Annotated in this window: 14 protein-coding genes; 6 read left to right on the forward strand and 8 right to left on the reverse strand. The window is 72.6% G+C overall.

Translation table 11 applies throughout. The features are described 5' to 3' along the window. Window positions 1-30: 30 nt before the first annotated feature. Genes I6A81_RS33855 through I6A81_RS33865 form a run of 3 tightly spaced genes read right to left on the reverse strand, consistent with a single transcriptional unit; the run spans window position 31 to window position 2,911 of the window. A complete protein-coding gene (locus tag I6A81_RS33855; protein WP_203004300.1) occupies window positions 31-1,233 on the reverse strand; it encodes a thiolase family protein in 1,203 nt (400 codons plus the stop codon). After that, window positions 1,230-1,652 carry a Zn-ribbon domain-containing OB-fold protein gene (locus I6A81_RS33860; protein ID WP_203004302.1) on the reverse strand — a complete coding sequence of 141 codons (423 nt, stop codon included), beginning with the start codon at window positions 1,650-1,652 and terminating at the stop codon, window positions 1,230-1,232. Before I6A81_RS33860 ends, I6A81_RS33855 begins: the two co-directional genes overlap by 4 nt. Window positions 1,653-1,699: 47 nt before the next feature. Continuing rightward, window positions 1,700-2,911 (reverse strand): CaiB/BaiF CoA transferase family protein, encoded by a 1,212-nt coding sequence (locus I6A81_RS33865; RefSeq protein ID WP_203004299.1) that lies wholly within the window; start codon window positions 2,909-2,911, stop codon window positions 1,700-1,702. A gap of 354 nt (window positions 2,912-3,265) precedes the next feature. Here I6A81_RS33865 and I6A81_RS33870 point away from each other — a divergent pair, with 354 nt between their 5' ends. The 3 genes from I6A81_RS33870 (at window position 3,266) to I6A81_RS33880 (ending at window position 6,509) form a co-directional block, all read left to right on the forward strand. Next, on the forward strand, window positions 3,266-3,667 hold the full coding sequence (locus tag I6A81_RS33870; protein ID WP_203004298.1) for a cupin domain-containing protein: 402 nt from the start codon (window positions 3,266-3,268) through the stop codon (window positions 3,665-3,667). Between the two features lie 398 nt (window positions 3,668-4,065). After that, window positions 4,066-5,148 (forward strand): phosphotransferase, encoded by a 1,083-nt coding sequence (locus I6A81_RS33875; RefSeq protein WP_203004297.1) that lies wholly within the window; start codon window positions 4,066-4,068, stop codon window positions 5,146-5,148. A 476-nt stretch (window positions 5,149-5,624) separates the two neighbouring features. Further along, window positions 5,625-6,509 carry an SDR family oxidoreductase gene (locus tag I6A81_RS33880; RefSeq protein WP_203004296.1) on the forward strand — a complete coding sequence of 295 codons (885 nt, stop codon included), beginning with the start codon at window positions 5,625-5,627 and terminating at the stop codon, window positions 6,507-6,509. Window positions 6,510-6,652: 143 nt separating this feature from the next. Here I6A81_RS33880 and I6A81_RS33885 read toward each other — a convergent pair whose 3' ends face one another. The 4 genes from I6A81_RS33885 to I6A81_RS33900 all read right to left on the reverse strand — a co-directional run bounded on the left by I6A81_RS33885 (window position 6,653) and on the right by I6A81_RS33900 (window position 9,778). Continuing rightward, window positions 6,653-7,216: a hypothetical protein gene (locus I6A81_RS33885; protein WP_203004295.1), complete on the reverse strand. Its 564-nt coding sequence runs from the start codon at window positions 7,214-7,216 to the stop codon at window positions 6,653-6,655. A 287-nt stretch (window positions 7,217-7,503) separates the two neighbouring features. Beyond that, complete coding sequence (locus I6A81_RS33890) at window positions 7,504-7,863, reverse strand: hypothetical protein (protein ID WP_203004294.1); 360 nt, start codon at window positions 7,861-7,863, stop codon at window positions 7,504-7,506. Between the two features lie 13 nt (window positions 7,864-7,876). Beyond that, the gene (locus I6A81_RS46410) at window positions 7,877-8,257 is read right to left on the reverse strand and encodes an ADP-ribosylation/crystallin J1 (RefSeq protein ID WP_407661420.1); all 381 of its coding nucleotides are present in this window, start codon (window positions 8,255-8,257) and stop codon (window positions 7,877-7,879) included. An 858-nt stretch (window positions 8,258-9,115) separates the two neighbouring features. Then, on the reverse strand, window positions 9,116-9,778 hold the full coding sequence (locus I6A81_RS33900; RefSeq protein ID WP_203004292.1) for a Rossmann-fold NAD(P)-binding domain-containing protein: 663 nt from the start codon (window positions 9,776-9,778) through the stop codon (window positions 9,116-9,118). A gap of 221 nt (window positions 9,779-9,999) precedes the next feature. On the opposite strand from I6A81_RS33900, the gene I6A81_RS33905 reads away from it, so the two are divergent. The 3 genes from I6A81_RS33905 to I6A81_RS33915 all read left to right on the forward strand — a co-directional run bounded on the left by I6A81_RS33905 (window position 10,000) and on the right by I6A81_RS33915 (window position 14,188). Next, on the forward strand, window positions 10,000-10,287 hold the full coding sequence (locus I6A81_RS33905) for a DUF4242 domain-containing protein (protein WP_203004291.1): 288 nt from the start codon (window positions 10,000-10,002) through the stop codon (window positions 10,285-10,287). An 89-nt stretch (window positions 10,288-10,376) separates the two neighbouring features. Beyond that, complete coding sequence (locus I6A81_RS33910; RefSeq protein WP_203004290.1) at window positions 10,377-12,953, forward strand: ATP-binding protein; 2,577 nt, start codon at window positions 10,377-10,379, stop codon at window positions 12,951-12,953. Window positions 12,954-13,402: 449 nt separating this feature from the next. Beyond that, the gene (locus I6A81_RS33915; RefSeq protein WP_307875107.1) at window positions 13,403-14,188 is read left to right on the forward strand and encodes a TylF/MycF family methyltransferase; all 786 of its coding nucleotides are present in this window, start codon (window positions 13,403-13,405) and stop codon (window positions 14,186-14,188) included. Between the two features lie 208 nt (window positions 14,189-14,396). On the opposite strand, the gene I6A81_RS33920 is transcribed toward I6A81_RS33915, so the two are convergent. After that, the gene (locus tag I6A81_RS33920) at window positions 14,397-16,925 is read right to left on the reverse strand and encodes a phosphocholine-specific phospholipase C (protein WP_203004289.1); all 2,529 of its coding nucleotides are present in this window, start codon (window positions 16,923-16,925) and stop codon (window positions 14,397-14,399) included. Between the last annotated feature and the right edge of the window lie 409 nt (window positions 16,926-17,334).

Genomic DNA, 17,334 nt, shown 5'->3' on the forward strand with positions numbered 1-17,334 from the left:
GGCCGCGCGGGTCGCGCGGCCGGCGCGCGGTCAGTACCGCTCGGCGCTGTAGACGACCGCGCCGCCGTAGTGCGGCGACGAGTGACAGGCGACGCCGATCGACGCGCGTTCGCGCTGGCGCTCGCCGGCGCGGCCGGACAGCTGCAGGTAGCACTCGAGCATCTGCGGGATGCCGTGCATCCGGCCGTTGCCCAGCGCGCCGCCGCCGGAGAGCGCGGGCAGGGCCTTCGGGTCGTCGCTGTCGATCCCGCCGTCCGCCACGAACCGGTGCGCCTCGCCGACCGGGCAGAAGCCCAGCACCTCCAGCCAGAACCAGACGAACGGCGAGAACCCGTCGTAGACCTGCGGCAGGTCGACGTCGGCCGGCGAGACGCCGGCGGACTCCCACAGCCGCCGCGCGTTCTCGGCGCCGACGGACATGATGTCGTCGAGCGGCCAGTGCAGCGGCAGCCGACGGGTCGCGGGCGTCGCGTTCGAGTAGCCGGCGACATACACCGGCCGGTGCGGCAGGTCGGCGGCGCGCTCCGCCGAGGTGAGCACGAACGCGGCGACGCCACTGACGGGGATGTCGCAGTCGTAGCGGCACACCGGGTCGGCCAGCATCGGCGCGGCCAGGTACTCCTGCGCCGTCAGCGGCTTGCCGTTCCAGAACGACCACGGGATCCGGGAGCCGTTCTTGCGCGCCTCGACGAGCACGGCCGCCATGGCCTCGCGGGTCGCGCCATAGCGCGCCAGGTACTCGTTGTAGGGCAGCGCGATCATCTGCAACGGCCCGAAGAAGCCCTGCGGCGCGGTCCACTGCTGGCTGCCCGCCGCGGCGCGCATCGGGTTCGCGTGGTAGCTGCCCCGCGGGTTGTGCAGCGCCCGGTAGACGACCACGTAGTCGGCGGCGCCGGCGGCGACGGCGTTGACCGCGATCCCGACCATGCCCGGGATCTGGCCGATGCCCTGGAAACCGGAGACGTAGCGGGGACTCGCGCCGAGGCGCTCGGCGAGCCAGCTGGCGGTCACCGAGCTGACCCCGTCCTCGACGGCGTGCGAGCCGGCCGTGGGGAACAGCGCGGAGGTGACGACGCCGTCGACCTGTGCCGGCGTCAGTCCCGCGTCGGCGATCGCGGCGCGCGCCGTCTCGAGCGCGAGGACGCCGAGCGGGCGGTCCGAGTGCCGTTCGACCGCGCTGTGCGCGTAGCCGACGAGGGCGACCTGGTTGCTCGCCGCCATCCGCCCGCTCACGGCGCGACCGCCAGCCGGAACGCGGGAACGGCGACGCCCGGTGCCACGTCCTCGAACGCGGCCGTCACCGGGTCACCGACCCGCACGGCGACGTCCGGGCCGTCGAGAAGCCGGCCGATCAGGCGCAGCTCGGCCTGCTCCACGAGCTCGACGTCGACGAGGACGAACGGCACGTCGGCCGCGAACCCCGGCAGGAACGACTGGCGGACCACCGTCCACGACCGCACGCTGCCCCGCCCGCTCACCGGGGTGAACACGAACGCCGGCTCGGTGCTGTGGCAGTGCGGGCAGACCTGGTCGGGCGGGGCCGTGAACGCCGCGCACACCGAGCAGCGGGCGACGGTCAGCACGTGCCGGGCCGCGGCCTCCCAGAACGGCGCGGACGTCTCGTCGGGCACCGGCAACGGCCGCGCCGACACCCCGGCGGGCGTGGTGGCCGCGCCGCCGGGCGCGTGGTTCGGCGACGTCACGGGATCACCCCCGCGTCCTTGAGCGCGCCGATGTCCTCCCAGTCGTGGCCGAGCTCCAGCAGCACCGTCTCGGTGTGCTCGCCGTGCTCGGGAGCACGGCGCAACGCCGGCGCGCGCTCGTCGAACTGCACCGGCCCGGTCGGCAACCGGTAGGAAAGGCCGTCCTCCTCGACCTGGCCGATGTAGTCGTTGGCGACCACCTGCCGGTCGGTGAGCAGCTCCTCGACGGCCTGGATCGGCGCCCAGGGCGCGTCGATGCCGGTGAGCAGGTCCTTCCACTCGTCGAAGGTCCGCTTGGCGAACTCGGCCGACAGTTCCGCGACGCACGCCTCCCGGTTCGCTCCGCGCGCCCGCAGGTCGACGAACCGCGGGTCCTCGACCAGCTCGTCGCGGCCGATCAGCCGGCAGAAGTCCGCCCAGTAGCGGTCGGCCTCCAGGAACACCAGCTGGATGTGCCGGCCGTCCTTCGTCCGGTACGCGCCCACCAGCGGGTTCGGCCCGCCGCCGTGCCCGTAGAAGGCACGGGGCGTGCCGCCGGCCAGCGCCGCGAGCACGTCCGAGGTCAGCGTCCACATCGCCGTGGCCAGCAACGAGACGTCGACGACCGAGCCGGCGCCGGTGCGCTCCCGGCGCAGCAGCGCCGAGGCGATCCCGAAGGCCAGCGCCATGCCTCCGTTGCGGTCCCCGAGGGCGCCGCGCTGGTTGATCGGATGCTCCAGGACCGGCGGCGTCAGGACGTGCGCCAGCCCGCCGCGCGCCCAGAAGGCCGACGAGTCGTAGCCGGGGTGGTCGGCGTCCGGCCCGCGGGCCCCGAAGCCGTGCCCGCGGGCGTAGACGAGGCGCGGAAAGCGCGCCATGAGCGTCTCGGCGTCGAGGCCCAGGCGGCGCAGCGCCCCCGGGCGGAAGTTCGTCAGGAAGACATCCGCGGTGGCCAGCAGCTCGTCGAGCAGGGCCCGTCCGCGCTCGTCGCGCAGGTCGAGCGCGACCGAACGCTTGCCGCGGTTGGCCATGGCGATCGACAGGTTCACCCCGCCGCCGCCGTCGGTTCCGATCCCCTGGGTCGCCAGCGCCCGGTACGGGTCACCCTCCGGGCGCTCCACCCTGATGACGTCCGCGCCCCAGTCCGCCAGCAGCGCGCCGGCAACCGGCACGAACACCCACTGCGCCAGCTCGACGACCCGTAAGCCGTCGAACGCTCCCTCACCCACTCAGCACCTCCTGCGCGTCCCCGCCGCGACCGGCCGGGGCCGGCCGCCCGAGAACGGACGACGTCAGGCGAGACTGTAGAACGTGACTCTCGTTTTAGGTAGACCTTGACTTCCACCTGAGGGTGCGTCAGCATCCAGTCTCCGGCAGATCTCACCCGTCGCGGTCCGCGCGCGCCTCCTGGCCTCGCGGTCAGCCGCGTTGCCGCACCGCGCCAACCGGCATCCGGCCGGGAGCGCACCACCACGAGGCCCAGGCCTCGTCAGCTGACGCCGTGCCAGAATCGCGGCCCATGGGCGCCGCGCGCCCGCGGGTCCGCGCGCGGCCGGCCGCGGACCGAGCTCAGGGGAGGAACCATGCCAGTAAGCAAACCGAGCGAGCTTCCGGCCGGGGGGGACGGCCGCTGGCCGCTTTCCTCGGTCGGGTTCCGGTCGGTGCAGTGGGGCGACATGGAGGTCGGCTTCACCGCCGCCGGGCCCATCGACTGCACGCCGGGCTACAAGGGCCTGCCGAACGACTTATGCCCCTGTGCGCACTACGGGTACGTCTTCAAGGGCAAGCTGCGCTGCGTCTACCCGGGCAGCGACAAGCCCGACGAGGTCGCCGAGGCCGGCGACGTCTACTTCTTCGAGGCGAACCACACGCTCATCTACGAGGAGGCGAGCGAGGTCCTCGAGATCAACCCCGCCAAGCCCCTCCAGCAGGTCATGGACCACTTCGAAGGCATGGCCAAAGCTCTTTACCCGACCGCGGACTGACCCCGGCCAGTCTCGGATGTGCCGGGACGAACGTTCCGCCAGAGCCATGGGGCCGCGCCCGGTGGTGTGCTCCCTGGCCTCTGGCGGGATTCCCACCGCGCTCGGAGCACGAGGCCTCGCCGCGGGGGCCGGCGCGACAGCCCGGACCAGGCGTTCGACATCCCGGCCTCCAGTTGCTCGCCCATCATCCCAACGCGGCGGTCAGCCGGCTCGACCGGACGGCGACATCTCGAAGATCACCGGCGAGTACGCGGACGGACCTCGACGAAGCCCCACGAGCCGCGGCCGAGCCCGAGTACCGCGACCGAGCCCGAGTGGGGGTTCCCGCACCGGCGCCGTTGTCCGGACCCGCCATACCAGCCGGCGGGCCTGCCGAGAACACCTCTTGGAGGAGCACGATGCCCACGCCGCCCCAGACCGACCGCCCCGACGGCTTACGCGTCGCCGTTCCTCGGGACGCCGAGGAACTGCTGTCCCCGGAATGGCTGACCGCGGCGCTGCGCACGCGCTTCCCGGACATCACCGTCACGGCCGTGCACCCCGGCCCGGTGGTCAGCCGGCTCTCCACGAACATCAGGTTCCGGGTCGAGTACACGGGCGACGTGCCCGAGGACTTCACGCCGTACCTGTGCGCGAAGGGGTACTTCGGCGAGGTCGGCTGGCTGGCCCGGCGCGCCGGCGAGCACGAGGTGGTGTTCTACCGCGACCTGGCCGCCCGCGCCGGGGTCCGGACACTGCGCGGCGTCTACGCCGACATCGACCCGGAGACACACGCCAACGTCATCATCACCGAGGACGTGATCGCGCAGGGCGGCACCTTCCTCGACGGCATCGAGGACTACACCCCGGACCAGGCCGCCGAGAGCCTGGAGCAGCTGGCCGTCATGCACGCCGCCATGTGGCAGGACCCGGCCATCGCCGCGGACGACTCGCTGGCGTCCCGGCTGGACACCCACCTCATGGCGCGCGGCCTGAAGGAGATCAGCAAGAACTTCGACAGCGAGCTCGGCGCCGTCGTGCCCGAACAGGCCCGCGACGCCCAGCGGCTCGTCGACGCCTACCGGGCCCTCGCCACCGCCGCCAAGACCGCGGCACCCTGGACGCTGCTGCACGGCGACACGCACCTGGGCAACGTCTTCCTCGACGGCGCCGGCCGGCCGTCGTTCACCGACTGGCAGCTGGCGCAGCGCGGGCCCTGGTACCTCGACGTCGGCTACCACATCGCGGCCACGATCAGCGTCGCCGACCGCCGCCGCACCGAGCGCGACCTGCTGCGCCACTACCTCGACCGGTTGCGCGCCGGCGGCGTGGACGCGCCGGCCTTCGACCAGGCCTGGTTGGACATCCGCCAGGGCATGGTCCACGGCTTCTTTCTGTGGGGCATCACGCTGCTGGTCAAACCAGCCACGATCGCCGCCCGCCTGGAACGCCTCGGCACCGCCGTCGCCGACCACGACGCGTTCACCTCCGTCGAGGCTTAGACACCCCTTCGCCGATCTTGCCCGAGTCACCCGACCGCCGGTGCGCGCACACATCTGATGATCATGGGGCACCAGGAACCCGACGACCCCCTTGATCATCGGATCTGTGCGCCGTTCGGCGAATCCCGTCCGTTTCGTCCCCAGACCCCGCACACATCTGGCGATCTTCTAACTCGACCGAGCCGGGACAGGCTGAAGATCGCCGGATGTGTGCGCGGATCGGCGCTTCGGCACCCGCGCGCGCCAGGATGAAAAGCGCTGAGGAGCGAAAGCCGGGCACGGCCCGGCTTCGCCAGACGATCATGTCCGGCGAAGCCGGGCCTTTCCACTGTCGGAACCATCTACAAGGCCGTAGCGTCGTCTCGACGTCGACCGGCCCGCGACTGGGCTCGTCCCCCGCCCGCACCCGCGGCCGCTCCCGGCCGCGGGACCGGCCCGACGCCGACACGCGGACGGCGATCGAATCGAGGGCGCCGATGAGCCAGCCCCTGGTGGGGAAAATCATCCTGATCACCGGCGGCACCAACGGGATCGGCAAGGCCACGGCGCTGGAGCTGGCCTCCCGGGGGGCCGAGCTGGTCCTGGCCTGCCGCAACCTGGACGCGGGCGAACAGGTCCGGGAGGAAATCCGCGGGATCACCGGCAGGGACGCCGCGCGGGTCGCCCACCTCGACCTGAGCGACCTCACCAGCGTCCAACGCTGCGCCGAGTCGGTCGTCGCCACCACGCCTGGAATCGACGTTCTCATCAACAATGCCGGTGGGATACGCCGGCAGCGGGCCCTGACTCCCCAGGGCCTCGAGGAGACGTTCGCGGTCAACTACCTCGGGCACTACGCCCTGACCAGGCGCCTGCTCTCCCACCTGCGCCGAGACCCAATCTGCCGCGTCATCAACGTCAGCTCGATCGGCCACCGGTTCTCGCGCGGCATCCGCTGGGACGACCTGGCCTTCGAACGCCGCTGGACCCCCGTCGAGGCCTACACCCACGCCAAGCTCGCCCAGGTCCTGTTCACCCGGGAACTCGCCCGTCGCCACGGCCCCGACGGCGTCATCGCCCACGCCGTCCACCCCGGCTTCGTCCACACCAACTTCTACGCGGACGCCGACCGCGCGCCCGTCATCGGCCCGGTCGCCCGCCTGATCCTCAGGCGCTTCGCGCTCTCCCCCGAGGAAGGCGCCACCACCGCGATTCACCTGGCGACCTCCGACCAGGCAACCTCGGCGAACGGCCTCTACTGGTCCCGCGGCAGGCCCACCCGCCCTGCCCGCGCGGCCCGCAATCCCACATCCGCCGACCGCCTCTGGCGCATCTCCGACCAGCTCATAGCCCAGGCAGAAGCCACGCTGCCATCCGCCTGACCCACCTTCGACGCAGGCAGCGGTGGTGACACGATTGGCCCACGACCGCGCCATCACGCACTATCCTCTACCTTGTCGATTCCGTAGCCAGCGTCCGGTGGGCCCTGTTCCGCCAAGCGAGGAATCCGGCCGGAGCCCAATTACTAGGACGGCGACCCGTCGGTCACCCCTAATTCTTCCCGCATGATCGATCTCATTCGCGACAACAGCTGGATAACCCCGCCCAGAAGTCCGTGGACCTCCTCCAGCAGAGGCACACGTGCGCTCGCGTCACTCAAGCGCTCAATCCGCTTCAGGCAACCATAGGCCGCCGTGAGCTGGGCGTTGACTTGGCCTTCACTGCGAAGGACCTTGTCACTGGCGATCATCTGCGCTTCCGCGCGGCTATCACGTTGCGCCCGCCGAGCCGTCGCCACCTCCGCCGCCTCGGCCTCGCCACGCGATCCAGCCTTCAGGGCATGGGCATACGCGAGCATCGCGTCACGATAGCTACGATCATTGGCATTCAACTGAATATAGCAGTCGCGCAGCTGATCCAGTTTGCGTTGGTTATCGGCGGCCTCCCGCTCGGCGAGGCGCTGGCTTTCCGCGTGCTCCAGCTCTTTTAGCCTGGCACGCTGCGACAACTGCTGGCTGAAGATCGCGGATGCCAGGGTGCCACAGACGCCCACAACCGCGACGACAAGCGAAACGGTCGCGCCGGACATTCCCCACCTCGCTTGACCCGGCAGAGTCGGGTCTGGTCGGACCACTGTTTCCTGCCTTCTCGTGGCCTCACCCGTAGACGCGCGAGTCGGTCTGCTTGGAAGCGTAGCCTCGCGGCGTTCTTCCCGGCCGGGTGCCCTGGCGAGCGCGCTTCTCGCTCATTGACCACCACCGGCACGCTGACCACCATCGGCACGCGCCTGACGTGCCGGTTCCGCCGGATGCCGGACGGCCGCCGGACGGCCGCCGTCGTGTTGACCGCCGGCCGGCCCCGACGGGCCGACCTGGCCTACTGGCCGAAGGTGTAGCGCAGGTTGGCGTTGACGAGCTGGTTGAGGCGCTTGCGCATATGGCCGACGGTGCTCGCGTCCGGGATCGGCTCGTCGACGTACAGCGTCCAGCGCAGGTCAGTACCGCCGTCCCCGGCTCGCGGCAGATCGAAGTGGATCGTCGCGTCCGGGCGCTTGGGCCACAGCGACGACCAGACCAGCACGTCGGGCGGCCGCGCCGTGACGACGCGAGGGCGCCGCTCGTCGCGCAGCAGGGTCAGCCAGGGCCGTGCCGGGTCCCGGTCGGGGTTGGTCAGCGCCTCGAAGACGACGTGAGGCGGGGCCGGCTGACCTCGGCGCCGGCTTCCGATCTCGATCACTGCCGCTCGCTCCTCAGCCCGCCTCGGCGCGGAACTCGGCGGTGACCTCGATGGGCCCGACGAGGTGGGTGTTGAACTCGGCCAGCTCGGCGGCGGGCACCCACAGCTCGCTGATTCCCTGGCCGCCGGCCGTTCTGCTCGGATAACGGCGGGCGAACGCGGTGTCCACGCGGAACCGGGTGACGAAACCCGCCCCGGAGGCGGGCACGTTCCACTCGCGGGCGATCCGGGTCGCGTAGCCCTCGTTGAGCACGGGGTAGAAGATCGGCTGGTCGGGAAGGCGGGGCGGAAAGGCCCGCCGTCCGCTTTCGTCGATCAGCTTCAGCTCGTCGGGGCCGACCGGTCGCCACAGCGTCGTGGTGCCGTCGGGGTTCTCGACCCGGCCGGCCCACAGTCGCTCGCGCAGCGCCGCCACGTACGGGTCGTCGCACGGCTCGGCCAACCGGTCGACGAACACCGCCACCAGGTCGTCGGCGCCAGGGGCGACGCCGTCGCCGAGGTCGGCGCGCAGCCACCGCCAGGCGCGCAGGTTCGGGTGCGGGAAGGCGGTACACGCCTCGGCCGGAGCCAGCAGGTCGATCGCGCGGCCGAGGCGGGCCGCGTCCAGCGGGTAGGAGGCGGATCCGCCACGGTGGCCGCACACGGTGGCGAGCACGACCGCCGGCAGCGGCCCCTCGTCGACGTTGACCTTGACGAAGTCGACGAGGCCACCGGTCACCCGTCCGATCGCGAAGGCCACCGGCGGGTGCCAGCCGGCAATGGCGGCCTCGAACCGGCGCCGCGCCGCGGCTACCTCCTCGGGCGTCGCCCACTGTTGCGCGCTCATGCCGTCCTCGTCATCCAGCACGTTGTCATCCAGCACGTTCCGGGTCGCCTGATCTGACCAGGCGAGCCGGCGCCCGTCGACCGAATTACGCCCATCGCGACACGGGACCGACGACCATCGTTGACCGGCTTTCAGCGCCCTTCCTGTTGAGGGCACCGCCGGAAGCCAGGAGCGTGCTCCACACCGGCACGGTGGCCACGCGCCTGCGCCGGCCCGCCGACGCCGCCGCCGCGCCCGCCCCAGCCACGCGCAGCCTGTCCGACATGACGGGGAGTCCTGTCATGCGCCGGCGGGCCAACAGGCCTCGTCTCGTGCCCCTGGCATCGGACGGGATGCTCGAGATGCGCAGGTGTCTGACGGGGTGCGGCGGCCAGGAGGAGGGTGATGCCGGTCGAGTGAGGGGCGGCTCGGTTTCCGACGCGGTGGCTACCAGGACCTCCCGCAGTCCGCGCGCAGCGTCGAGCCGGTGATCCCGGCGGCGTCGGGCGACAGGAGCAGTCGCACCGCCCCGGCCACCTCGCTCGCGACGGTCCCGGGAAAGGAGGCCAACGGGGGCGGTGAGCCGCGCAACGGGTCCGGGACGCTCCACAGCTGGGTGGTCACCGTGTTGACCCGGACCCCTCGCCTGCCCTCCCCGAGAGCCAGCGAACGGGCCGCCGCGACCACGGCCTCGGCCACCAGCACCGCGGGTCCGAAGCCCGCCGAGTCCAGCGCGGCCGGCCGCTCGACCACCACGGCCACCGATCCCCCGTCCGCGCACCGCGCGCACGCCGCCCGCAGGGCCACGAACCAGGCCGCCACCCGCCGCTCGGCGACGGTCCACGCGGCGCCGTCCAGGTCGAGCACCGGCCGCCCGCCGCCGGGCCCGGCCTCCGAGGGCCAGGCACAGACCACCACGCCACCGGCCGGGCTGGCCGGCTCCCCGGCCAGCGCGGTCTCCCAGGCGGCGAGCATCGCCTGCCAGCCGGCCTCGTCCCCCGCCTGCGCCGCCGGATCCGGCACGTCCAGCCGGTCACCGACCGCCAGCGCCGCCGCGAGCTCGTCACTCGGCCGCGAGCGCGCTCCGAGGAACAGGACGGACGACTCCACCGGCACCACCGAACCCAGGCCGCGCAACCAGGACCACCGGGACACTAACAAGTGTTAGCTCGGTGCACCAGCCGGATACCTACGCCCGGCGCCGCCAGCCGCCAGACCAGGGCACCGGAGCCGGCAAACATAGGGAGTCGCTCCCGATGTCGGGAGGTCGGGCCGGCGGGAGAGTGATGACACCGAACGGCAACGGGCCGTCAGACTGAAAGGAGCAGGAAATGCCTCGCTTCATCATCGAGCGTGAGATCCCCGGAGCCGGCGACCTCACGCAGGAGCAGCTGGTCAAGATCGCGCGGACGTCCAACGAGGCCGCCGCCTCCCTGGGTGTGCCCTACACCTGGATCACCAGCTACGTGACCGCGGACAGGATGTACTGCGTGCACGAGGCGGAGGACGCGGAGACCATCCTCGAGCACGCCCGCCGCGGCGGATTCCCGGCCAACCGGATCTCGGCCGTCGTCAACGAGTTCGGCCCGCACACCGCCGAGCTGGCACTGACGCGGTGACGGTGGCCCCGGCGGCGGGGCGGGCAGCGCGGCGGGGCGCCAGGACCACGCGTCCCGGCGTTCCGCCCGCGCACCCATACCCTGAACAGGTGGATCTGCTCGAACGGGACCGCGAGCGCGCCGCCCTCGGTACGGCGATCACCCGGGCGTCCGCCGGCGAGGGGTCGGGCGTCGCGGTCACCGGGGAGTCGGGCTCCGGGAAGTCCGCGCTGCTCGAGGCCGCCCGCCTCGCGGCGCCGGACGTCCGGTTCCTGCTGGGTTCCTGTGACCCGCTGGGGACGCCCCGCCCGCTCGGGCCGTTCCGCGACATCGCCGCGGCGGCCGGCCTTGGTCCCCTGCTGCGCGGCGAGGAGCTGATGCTCGCCCAGGTATGCGAGCAGATCTATGACGCGCTGCGCGGCGAGACGACCGTTCTGGTGGTCGAGGACCTGCACTGGGTCGACGCCGCGTCGGCCGAGGTGCTGCGGTTCCTCGCCCGCAGGGTCGACTCCATGCCGCTGGCGCTCCTGGTGAGCTACCGGGATGACGAGATCGGCCCGGGGCACTCGGCTCGCCCGCTCCTGGGCGACTTCGCGCGGCTGGGCGGCTTTCAGACTCTCCGCCTGCGGCCACTGTCCGTCGAGGGGGTGGGGACCCTCGTACGGGACACCCGGCTGGAGCCGCGGCAGGTGCACGCCCTCACCGGCGGGAACCCGTTCTTCGTCACCGAGGTCGCCGGGGACCCCGACCGGCCGCTGCCCACGTCGGTGCGCGACGCCGTGCTGGCCCGCGCCGCCGACGTCACGCCCGAGGACTTCGAGGTGCTGCAACTGGTGGCGACCGCGCCGGACCGGCTGGACGACCGCGTCCTGCCGGCGCTCGGCGTCGACCTGCCGACGCTGCGCCGCCTCGACACCACCGGCCTGCTCACCCGCGCCCGCGGCGGCCTCGTCTTTCGCCACGAACTCGCCCGGCAGGCCGTGGAGAGCACGATCCCGCCGGGAGGAGCCTCCCGGCTGCACGCCCGCCTGCTCGCGGCGCTCGAGCGGATCGAACCGCGCGATCCGGCCGTCCTCACCCACCACGCGGTCGCGGCCAGGGACAGCGCCCGGGCGACCGGCTACGCCACCGCGGCCGCCCGCCAGGCGATCGCGGCCGGCTCACACAGCGAGGCGGCGGCGTTCTTCGAGACGGCCCTGGAGCACCTCGGCGAAGCGGCGCCGGCCGAACGGGCCGACCTGCTGCACAAGCTGGCCTTCGAGCACTACATGACCAGCCGCCTGCGCGAGGCGATCACCAACGTGACCGCGACGTTCCCGCTGTGGCGGCAGGCCGACGACCACGCGGGGCTCGCGGCGGCGTATGACACCTGCGCCGTCTTCGAGTACTACAACGCCCGGCGCCGCCAGGCGGAGGCACACGCCGACCGGGCCGCGAGCGTCTCCAGCACCGAAGGCCACGAGCTGACCCTCGCGCTGGCCCGCGCGACGCGCGGGTACCTCGCCTTCTGGCGCGGCGAGGTGGCGCTGGCCCAGCGCTACTGCGACGAGTCGCACGACGCGGCGAACCGGCTGGGGCACGAGGAGCTGGCGCTGCGCGGCAGCGTCGTGCGGGCCGCCTGTGCCATCCTGGCCGGGGAGGCCGACGCCCGCGCGACGCTGGCCGACGACATCGAGACCGCCCGCGCCCGTGGCTGGGACGAGCTGGCGTCCACCGGCTACTCCAACCTGGCCAATCTCGACGTGGAACAGCGTCGCTACCGCGAGGCCGAGCACGTCCTCGAGGAGTCCCTGCCCTTCACCGTGGAGCGCGACATCCCGATCTGCCGCCACTGGCAGACCGCCGTGCGCTCCCGCCTGCATCTCGCCAGGGGCCGCTGGAGCGCGGCCGTCGAGGACGCGGAACAGGTGCTCGAGGACCAGGGCATGCCGCTCGCGATGATGTGGCCGCACCTCGTGGCCGTCCTGGTGCCGCTGCGCCGGGGAGCCGACGTCGCCACCGCCCACCTCGACGCCGCGTGGCGCCTCGCCGAGCAGCTGGACGAGCCGCTGCGCCGGTTGGCGGTGCTGTCCACGCTCGCCGAGCGGATGTGGATGACCGAACAGTCCGACCCCCTGGTCACCGGCCTCGCGGCCCACGAGCTCAAGAGGCTGGCCACCGCGCCCGGCGCGGCCTGGGCGGCGGGCGAGCTCGCGGTCTGGCTCGGCCGGCTCGACCTGCTGACCGAGCGCCCGGACCCACTCGCGCCACCGTTCCGGCTCTCGCTCGAGGGCTGCCACGACGAGGCCGCGTCGTGGTGGCGCCGCGCGGGCGAGCCCTTCGCCGAGGCGATGGCCTGGTGCGACTCCCCCGACCCCGGGCACCGGGCACGAGGGGTGGAGCTCCTGGACCAGCTCGGCGCCACCGGCACGGCGGACCGGCAGCGGGCCGCCCTGCGTCGCGACGGCGTGACCCAGCTCCCCAGACGGCCGCGGACCAGCACCCGGGCGAACCCCGCGGGCCTGACGAACCGCCAGCTCGACGTCGCGAAGCTGGTGGCCCGCGGGCTGACCAACGCGGAGATCGCCGCCCGTCTCTACATCTCGGTCAAGACGGCCGACCATCACGTCTCCGCCGTGCTCACCAAGCTGGGGCTGCCCACTCGGCGTGCCGTGGCGCTGCGGGCCGACGAGCTGGGCCTGGTGTGAGCGGGAAGCTCACTCGCCCGGAAGATCGGCCTTGACCGCCGAGAATGCCGCGTTCGTCAGGGAGATCCTCGGACGGGTCCGGCGAAGGCCTGAAGGCGTCCGCGCCCTGCCCGGCAAGAAAGCGGATTGACCTGCCGTTCGGCCTTTGGTCATCTGCCCGGCAAGAGGACGGCGCGTGCCGGCCCCGAGTAGCCACACACGCGCGGCAAGCCCGCGACGCTGACGCGTCGACACGGCGAGACAAGCCACGACGGCGCTCTTGTGTTTCGTTGGGCGCTCTTATGTTTCGTTGACGGCCCCGGCGAAGCCGGCCCCGACATCTCGATCGAACCCGGCACAACAACGCGAACGGAGCAGTAGTCTGCCGACCAGTTAGTCAACCACTATCCGATGCGCCCGGCGCGATGCCGGGCGGCCCGCGGACAAAGTCCGCGAGATAGGACGAACACGTGGCGCTGGCGCCGTCCCCGAGTAGGTCCGAGCTCGGCAACGAGGACTATCTCGACCTGATGAAGCGCATCCTCACCAACACGATCTACCGGGACCCGCCGATCCCGAACCGGATGCGGCCGGAATCCGAGTTCGACGACACCCGGCGCGCCACTGGCCAGGACTGGCCGAGTGTCGCGCACACGATGGTGGGCCGGGCCCGGCTGGACAATGTGCAGGAATGCGTCGCCACCGTGCTCGCCGACGGGATTCCCGGTGACCTGGTCGAGACCGGGGTCTGGCGCGGCGGGACGGCCATCTTCATGCGGGCCGTCCTGCGCGCGTACGGGGCGACCGACCGCCTGGTGTGGGCGGCCGACTCGTTCGAGGGGATGCCGGTCAGCGGGCCCGACAGCCATCCCAGCGACCAGATGATCCCGCTGCACCTGGCCAACGGCGTGCTGGCCGTCTCGCTCGACACCGTGCGGGCCAACTTCGCCGCCTACGGGCTGCTCGACGAACAGGTCCGGTTCCTGCCGGGCTGGTTCCGCGACACGCTGCCCACCGCGCCGATCGAGCGGATCGCGGTGCTCAGGCTGGACGGCGACCTGTACGAGTCGACCATGGACGCGCTGACGAACCTGTACCCCAAGGTGTCGCCGGGCGGATTCGTCATCGTCGACGACTACATGATTCCCGCCTGCCAGGAGGCCGTGCGGGACTTCCGCGCCGCGCGCGGCCTCACCGCGCCCCTGACCAGCATCGACCAGGACGCGGTCTTCTGGCGCGTCCCGACCTCCGCGTAACCGGTCCCGGAACGGCGCCCGGCCCGGCCACCCAGGTGACCGGGCCGGCCCCGCCGGCGCTCCCTCCCCCGCCGCACGGCCGCGGGTCCTCCCTCGTGGTCATGAGAACCCGCGGCGTCGCCGCCATCGGGGATGACAGGACGTCGACCCCTCGGGCCTGGCCCAGGAGGCGGCCGTCGCCGGGTCGGCGCGCCGCCTTGCGCGGAGGTCAGCCGACGGTCACCCGCAGGAGATCCTCGGCGACCGGCAGGCGGCCGCCGGCCCGGGCCGACACCGCGGCCACCAGGTCGGCCGTCCCGCCGGCGGCCGGGGTCACGGTGAACCGGGACGTCGCCGACGCACCGCCGGCCAACGTCGACCCACCGCCGGCCAGCGTCGTCGGCGCACCGCCGGCCAGCGTCGTCGGCGCCGCGCCGGAGCGCTTCGCCGTCCAGCCGGCCGGGAGCAGCAGCCCCACGGCCAGGTCGGTCGCCTTCGCGTTCCCGGTGTTGGTGACCGTGACGGTGACCTCAGCGGCCTGGCCCGCGACGAGCACGCCGGCGGCGAGCTCGGCGGTGAGCACCGGAAGAAGCCCCGTCGCCGGGTCGGTGACGCCCACGCCGGACCTGGCGAGCCGGCCGGTGGCCCGGCGCAGGTAACCGGGGTCGGCGGCGTCGAGCACGACGACGTCGTACCAGCCGTGCGACGCCACCTTCACCGGCACCCGCGCGCGCTGCCCCGGCCTGAGCCGCAAGGACGCGAACTGGTCGCCATGACCAGTCGCCCGGGTGTACACCGACTCCCCGACCAGCAGGGCGCGGGTCTCGCGCGACGGGTTGGACACCGTCACGAGGACCTCGCCGTCGTCCGCCTCCTCCTGGAAGGCGGCCTCGACCGTCACTCCCGTGCCGCGCAGCGCCCACGTCGACCAGCCGGCGCCGTGCAGCCGGATGTCGTAACGGCCCCCCGCGGCGTGGGTGAGCGTCGCGGCGGCCCTGCCGTTCGCCGGGACCGTCCACGTCGCCGGGAGGCCGCCACCGGCCGGGTAGCCGGCGACCGTCGCGGCGGCCGTGCCCTTGTTGACCAGCTCGAACTCGACGGCCGTGCCGGTCGTGCTCGCCGTCACGGCGAGGCCGTAGGGCAGCGGGCGGGTCGGCCGGGTGCCCGGCTCCTGCGCCGGCGGTGCCTGGCTCGCGGGCGGTTCGGGCCGCCAGCGGCCGATGGCCGCGGGGACGGGGCCCGGCTGGGCGACCCTGGGCCGTGGGTGGGCCCGCTGGAAGTCGAAGGCGCTCGTGAGGTCGCCGCAGACCGCGCGGCGCCAGGCGCTGATGTTGGGCTCGGTGACACCGGTCCACCGCTCGAGGAACTGGATCACGGAGGTGTGGTCGAACACCTCGGAGGCGACGAACCCGCCGACCGTCCACGGCGAGACGATCGTCATCGGGACCCGCGGGCCGAGGCCGACGGGCTTGCCGTCGTACCAGTCGTCGCCGTTGCCCGAGGCGGGCCGCGGCGCGCTCGGGGCGGGAACGTGGTCGAAGTAGCCGTCGTTCTCGTCGAAGTTAAGAAAGAGAACCGTCTTGGCCCAGATCGTGGGCTTGAAGGCGATCGCGTCCAGGACGTCGTAGATCAGGTTCGCGCTGCCCACCGGGGTCGACGAACCCGGGTGCTCCGAGTCGGCCGCCGGCGGCACGAGCCAGCTCACCTTCGGCAGGGTCCCCCGCGCGATGTCGTCGCGAAGGCGCTGGACCAGGGTTCCGGGCGCCGAGCGGTACATCGCCCTGTGGAAGTACTCGCGCTCCTGTTCGCCGAGCGCGTCGACGCCCGTCTGGACGAGGGCGAGCACCTGCTGGAGCAGCGGGGCCGGCAGGTTCAGCCCGTTGAGCCCGTCGTACATCATCTCGGTGGTGACGGGGTCGGGCAGTTGGTCCCTGGTGACACCCAGCGCCGCCCGGATGTCGTCCATCCGCGCGACGAGCGGCGCGAGCACCTTCGTCCCGACCGCCTTGAACGGCTTGAAGTACTCCACCGCGTTGTCGGTGAAGTTGTCCCATTCCTGGTAGATCTGCCAGGAGATCCCGGCCGCCGTCAGCCGCTCCGGGTAGGTGGTCCAGTCGTAGCCCGCGTGCGCGTAGTCGTAGGCCGCGTTGGTGACCGCGCGCGCCGAGCTGCCCGGCTCGTTTCCGATCTTTCCGGACCACAGGTAGTTGCGGTTCGGGTTCGTCGAGCCGTAGACGGAGCAGAAATAGGCGTCACAGATCGTGAAACGTTCCGCGAGCTCGTACTGCAGCGGAATGTCCTGGCGGTCGTAGAACGCCATCGACGACGCGGTCTTGGCCTGCACCCAGTCGTTCCACCACCCCTGGGCCCAGGCCTGGGTGGCGTCTCGCCACCCGTGCGGCAGCGAGGCGAGGTATTCGATGTCGGTCGTCGCGCGGCCGGCCGCCGCGGCGGCCTCGCGCGCCGAGAAGGGCAGGACCGCGCCCCCGCCGGCCCGCGGCTGCTCGAGCACGCTCCGGCCGTCCGGCAGCCGCGGCGGGACGCGGTCGCCGAAGCCACGCACACCCTTGAGCCGGCCGAAGTAGTTGTCGAACGAGCGGTTCTCCTGCATCAGGACGATGACGTGCTCGACGGCCCCGAGACCGCCGGACGGCGGGGTTATCGCCATGGCCTCGAGCAGGGACGGGGGAAGCAGCGACGCCGCCGCGCCGGCGGCCATGCCGCCGAGGGCTGCGCGTCGCGAGATCCGCGGGGTCATGGCGGTGGATCCTGTCGGCGCCAGAACGCCCCGCCAAGGACGGTACGACGGACTTCACGCCGAGTTCACGACGGGTTCCAGGGCCCGCGGGATTCTTACCCGGCCGGCACCCACCCTGACACTTCCCAGTCATCAGAAAGCGGTAGGAAACCGCCTTCGAACATTGCCGCCGGCGACCGCTCCGGCGCCTTTCTCGGCGCCGCTGACGCGCGGGTGCAAAGAACAAACCCAGAACTGATCGCGGGAACGGCGTAGCTCTTCCACAAGCCATGGGCGGGCATTGGTGGTCCCCACCGGGCGGGTTGGCAAGCACCGCCGGACAGCGCGCTGACCTCGCGGCGACCAGGACCTCGTCCAGCCCGCCGGGGGGCGAACTCATCGGTGGCCGACGTCGCGCGGAGGACGGACC

Source organism: Frankia nepalensis, from assembly GCF_016786325.1.
GTDB classification, from domain to species: domain Bacteria; phylum Actinomycetota; class Actinomycetes; order Frankiales; family Frankiaceae; genus Pseudofrankia; species Pseudofrankia nepalensis.

Coding starts and splice junctions, on each gene's coding strand:
- I6A81_RS33870 (WP_203004298.1), top strand. CDS start 3,266: ATGCCAGTAAGCAAACCGAGCGAGCTTCCGGCCGGGGGGGACGGCCGC.
- I6A81_RS33875 (WP_203004297.1), top strand. CDS start 4,066: ATGCCCACGCCGCCCCAGACCGACCGCCCCGACGGCTTACGCGTCGCC.
- I6A81_RS33880 (WP_203004296.1), top strand. CDS start 5,625: ATGAGCCAGCCCCTGGTGGGGAAAATCATCCTGATCACCGGCGGCACC.
- I6A81_RS33885 (WP_203004295.1), bottom strand. CDS start 7,216: ATGTCCGGCGCGACCGTTTCGCTTGTCGTCGCGGTTGTGGGCGTCTGT.
- I6A81_RS33905 (WP_203004291.1), top strand. CDS start 10,000: ATGCCTCGCTTCATCATCGAGCGTGAGATCCCCGGAGCCGGCGACCTC.
- I6A81_RS33920 (WP_203004289.1), bottom strand. CDS start 16,925: ATGACCCCGCGGATCTCGCGACGCGCAGCCCTCGGCGGCATGGCCGCC.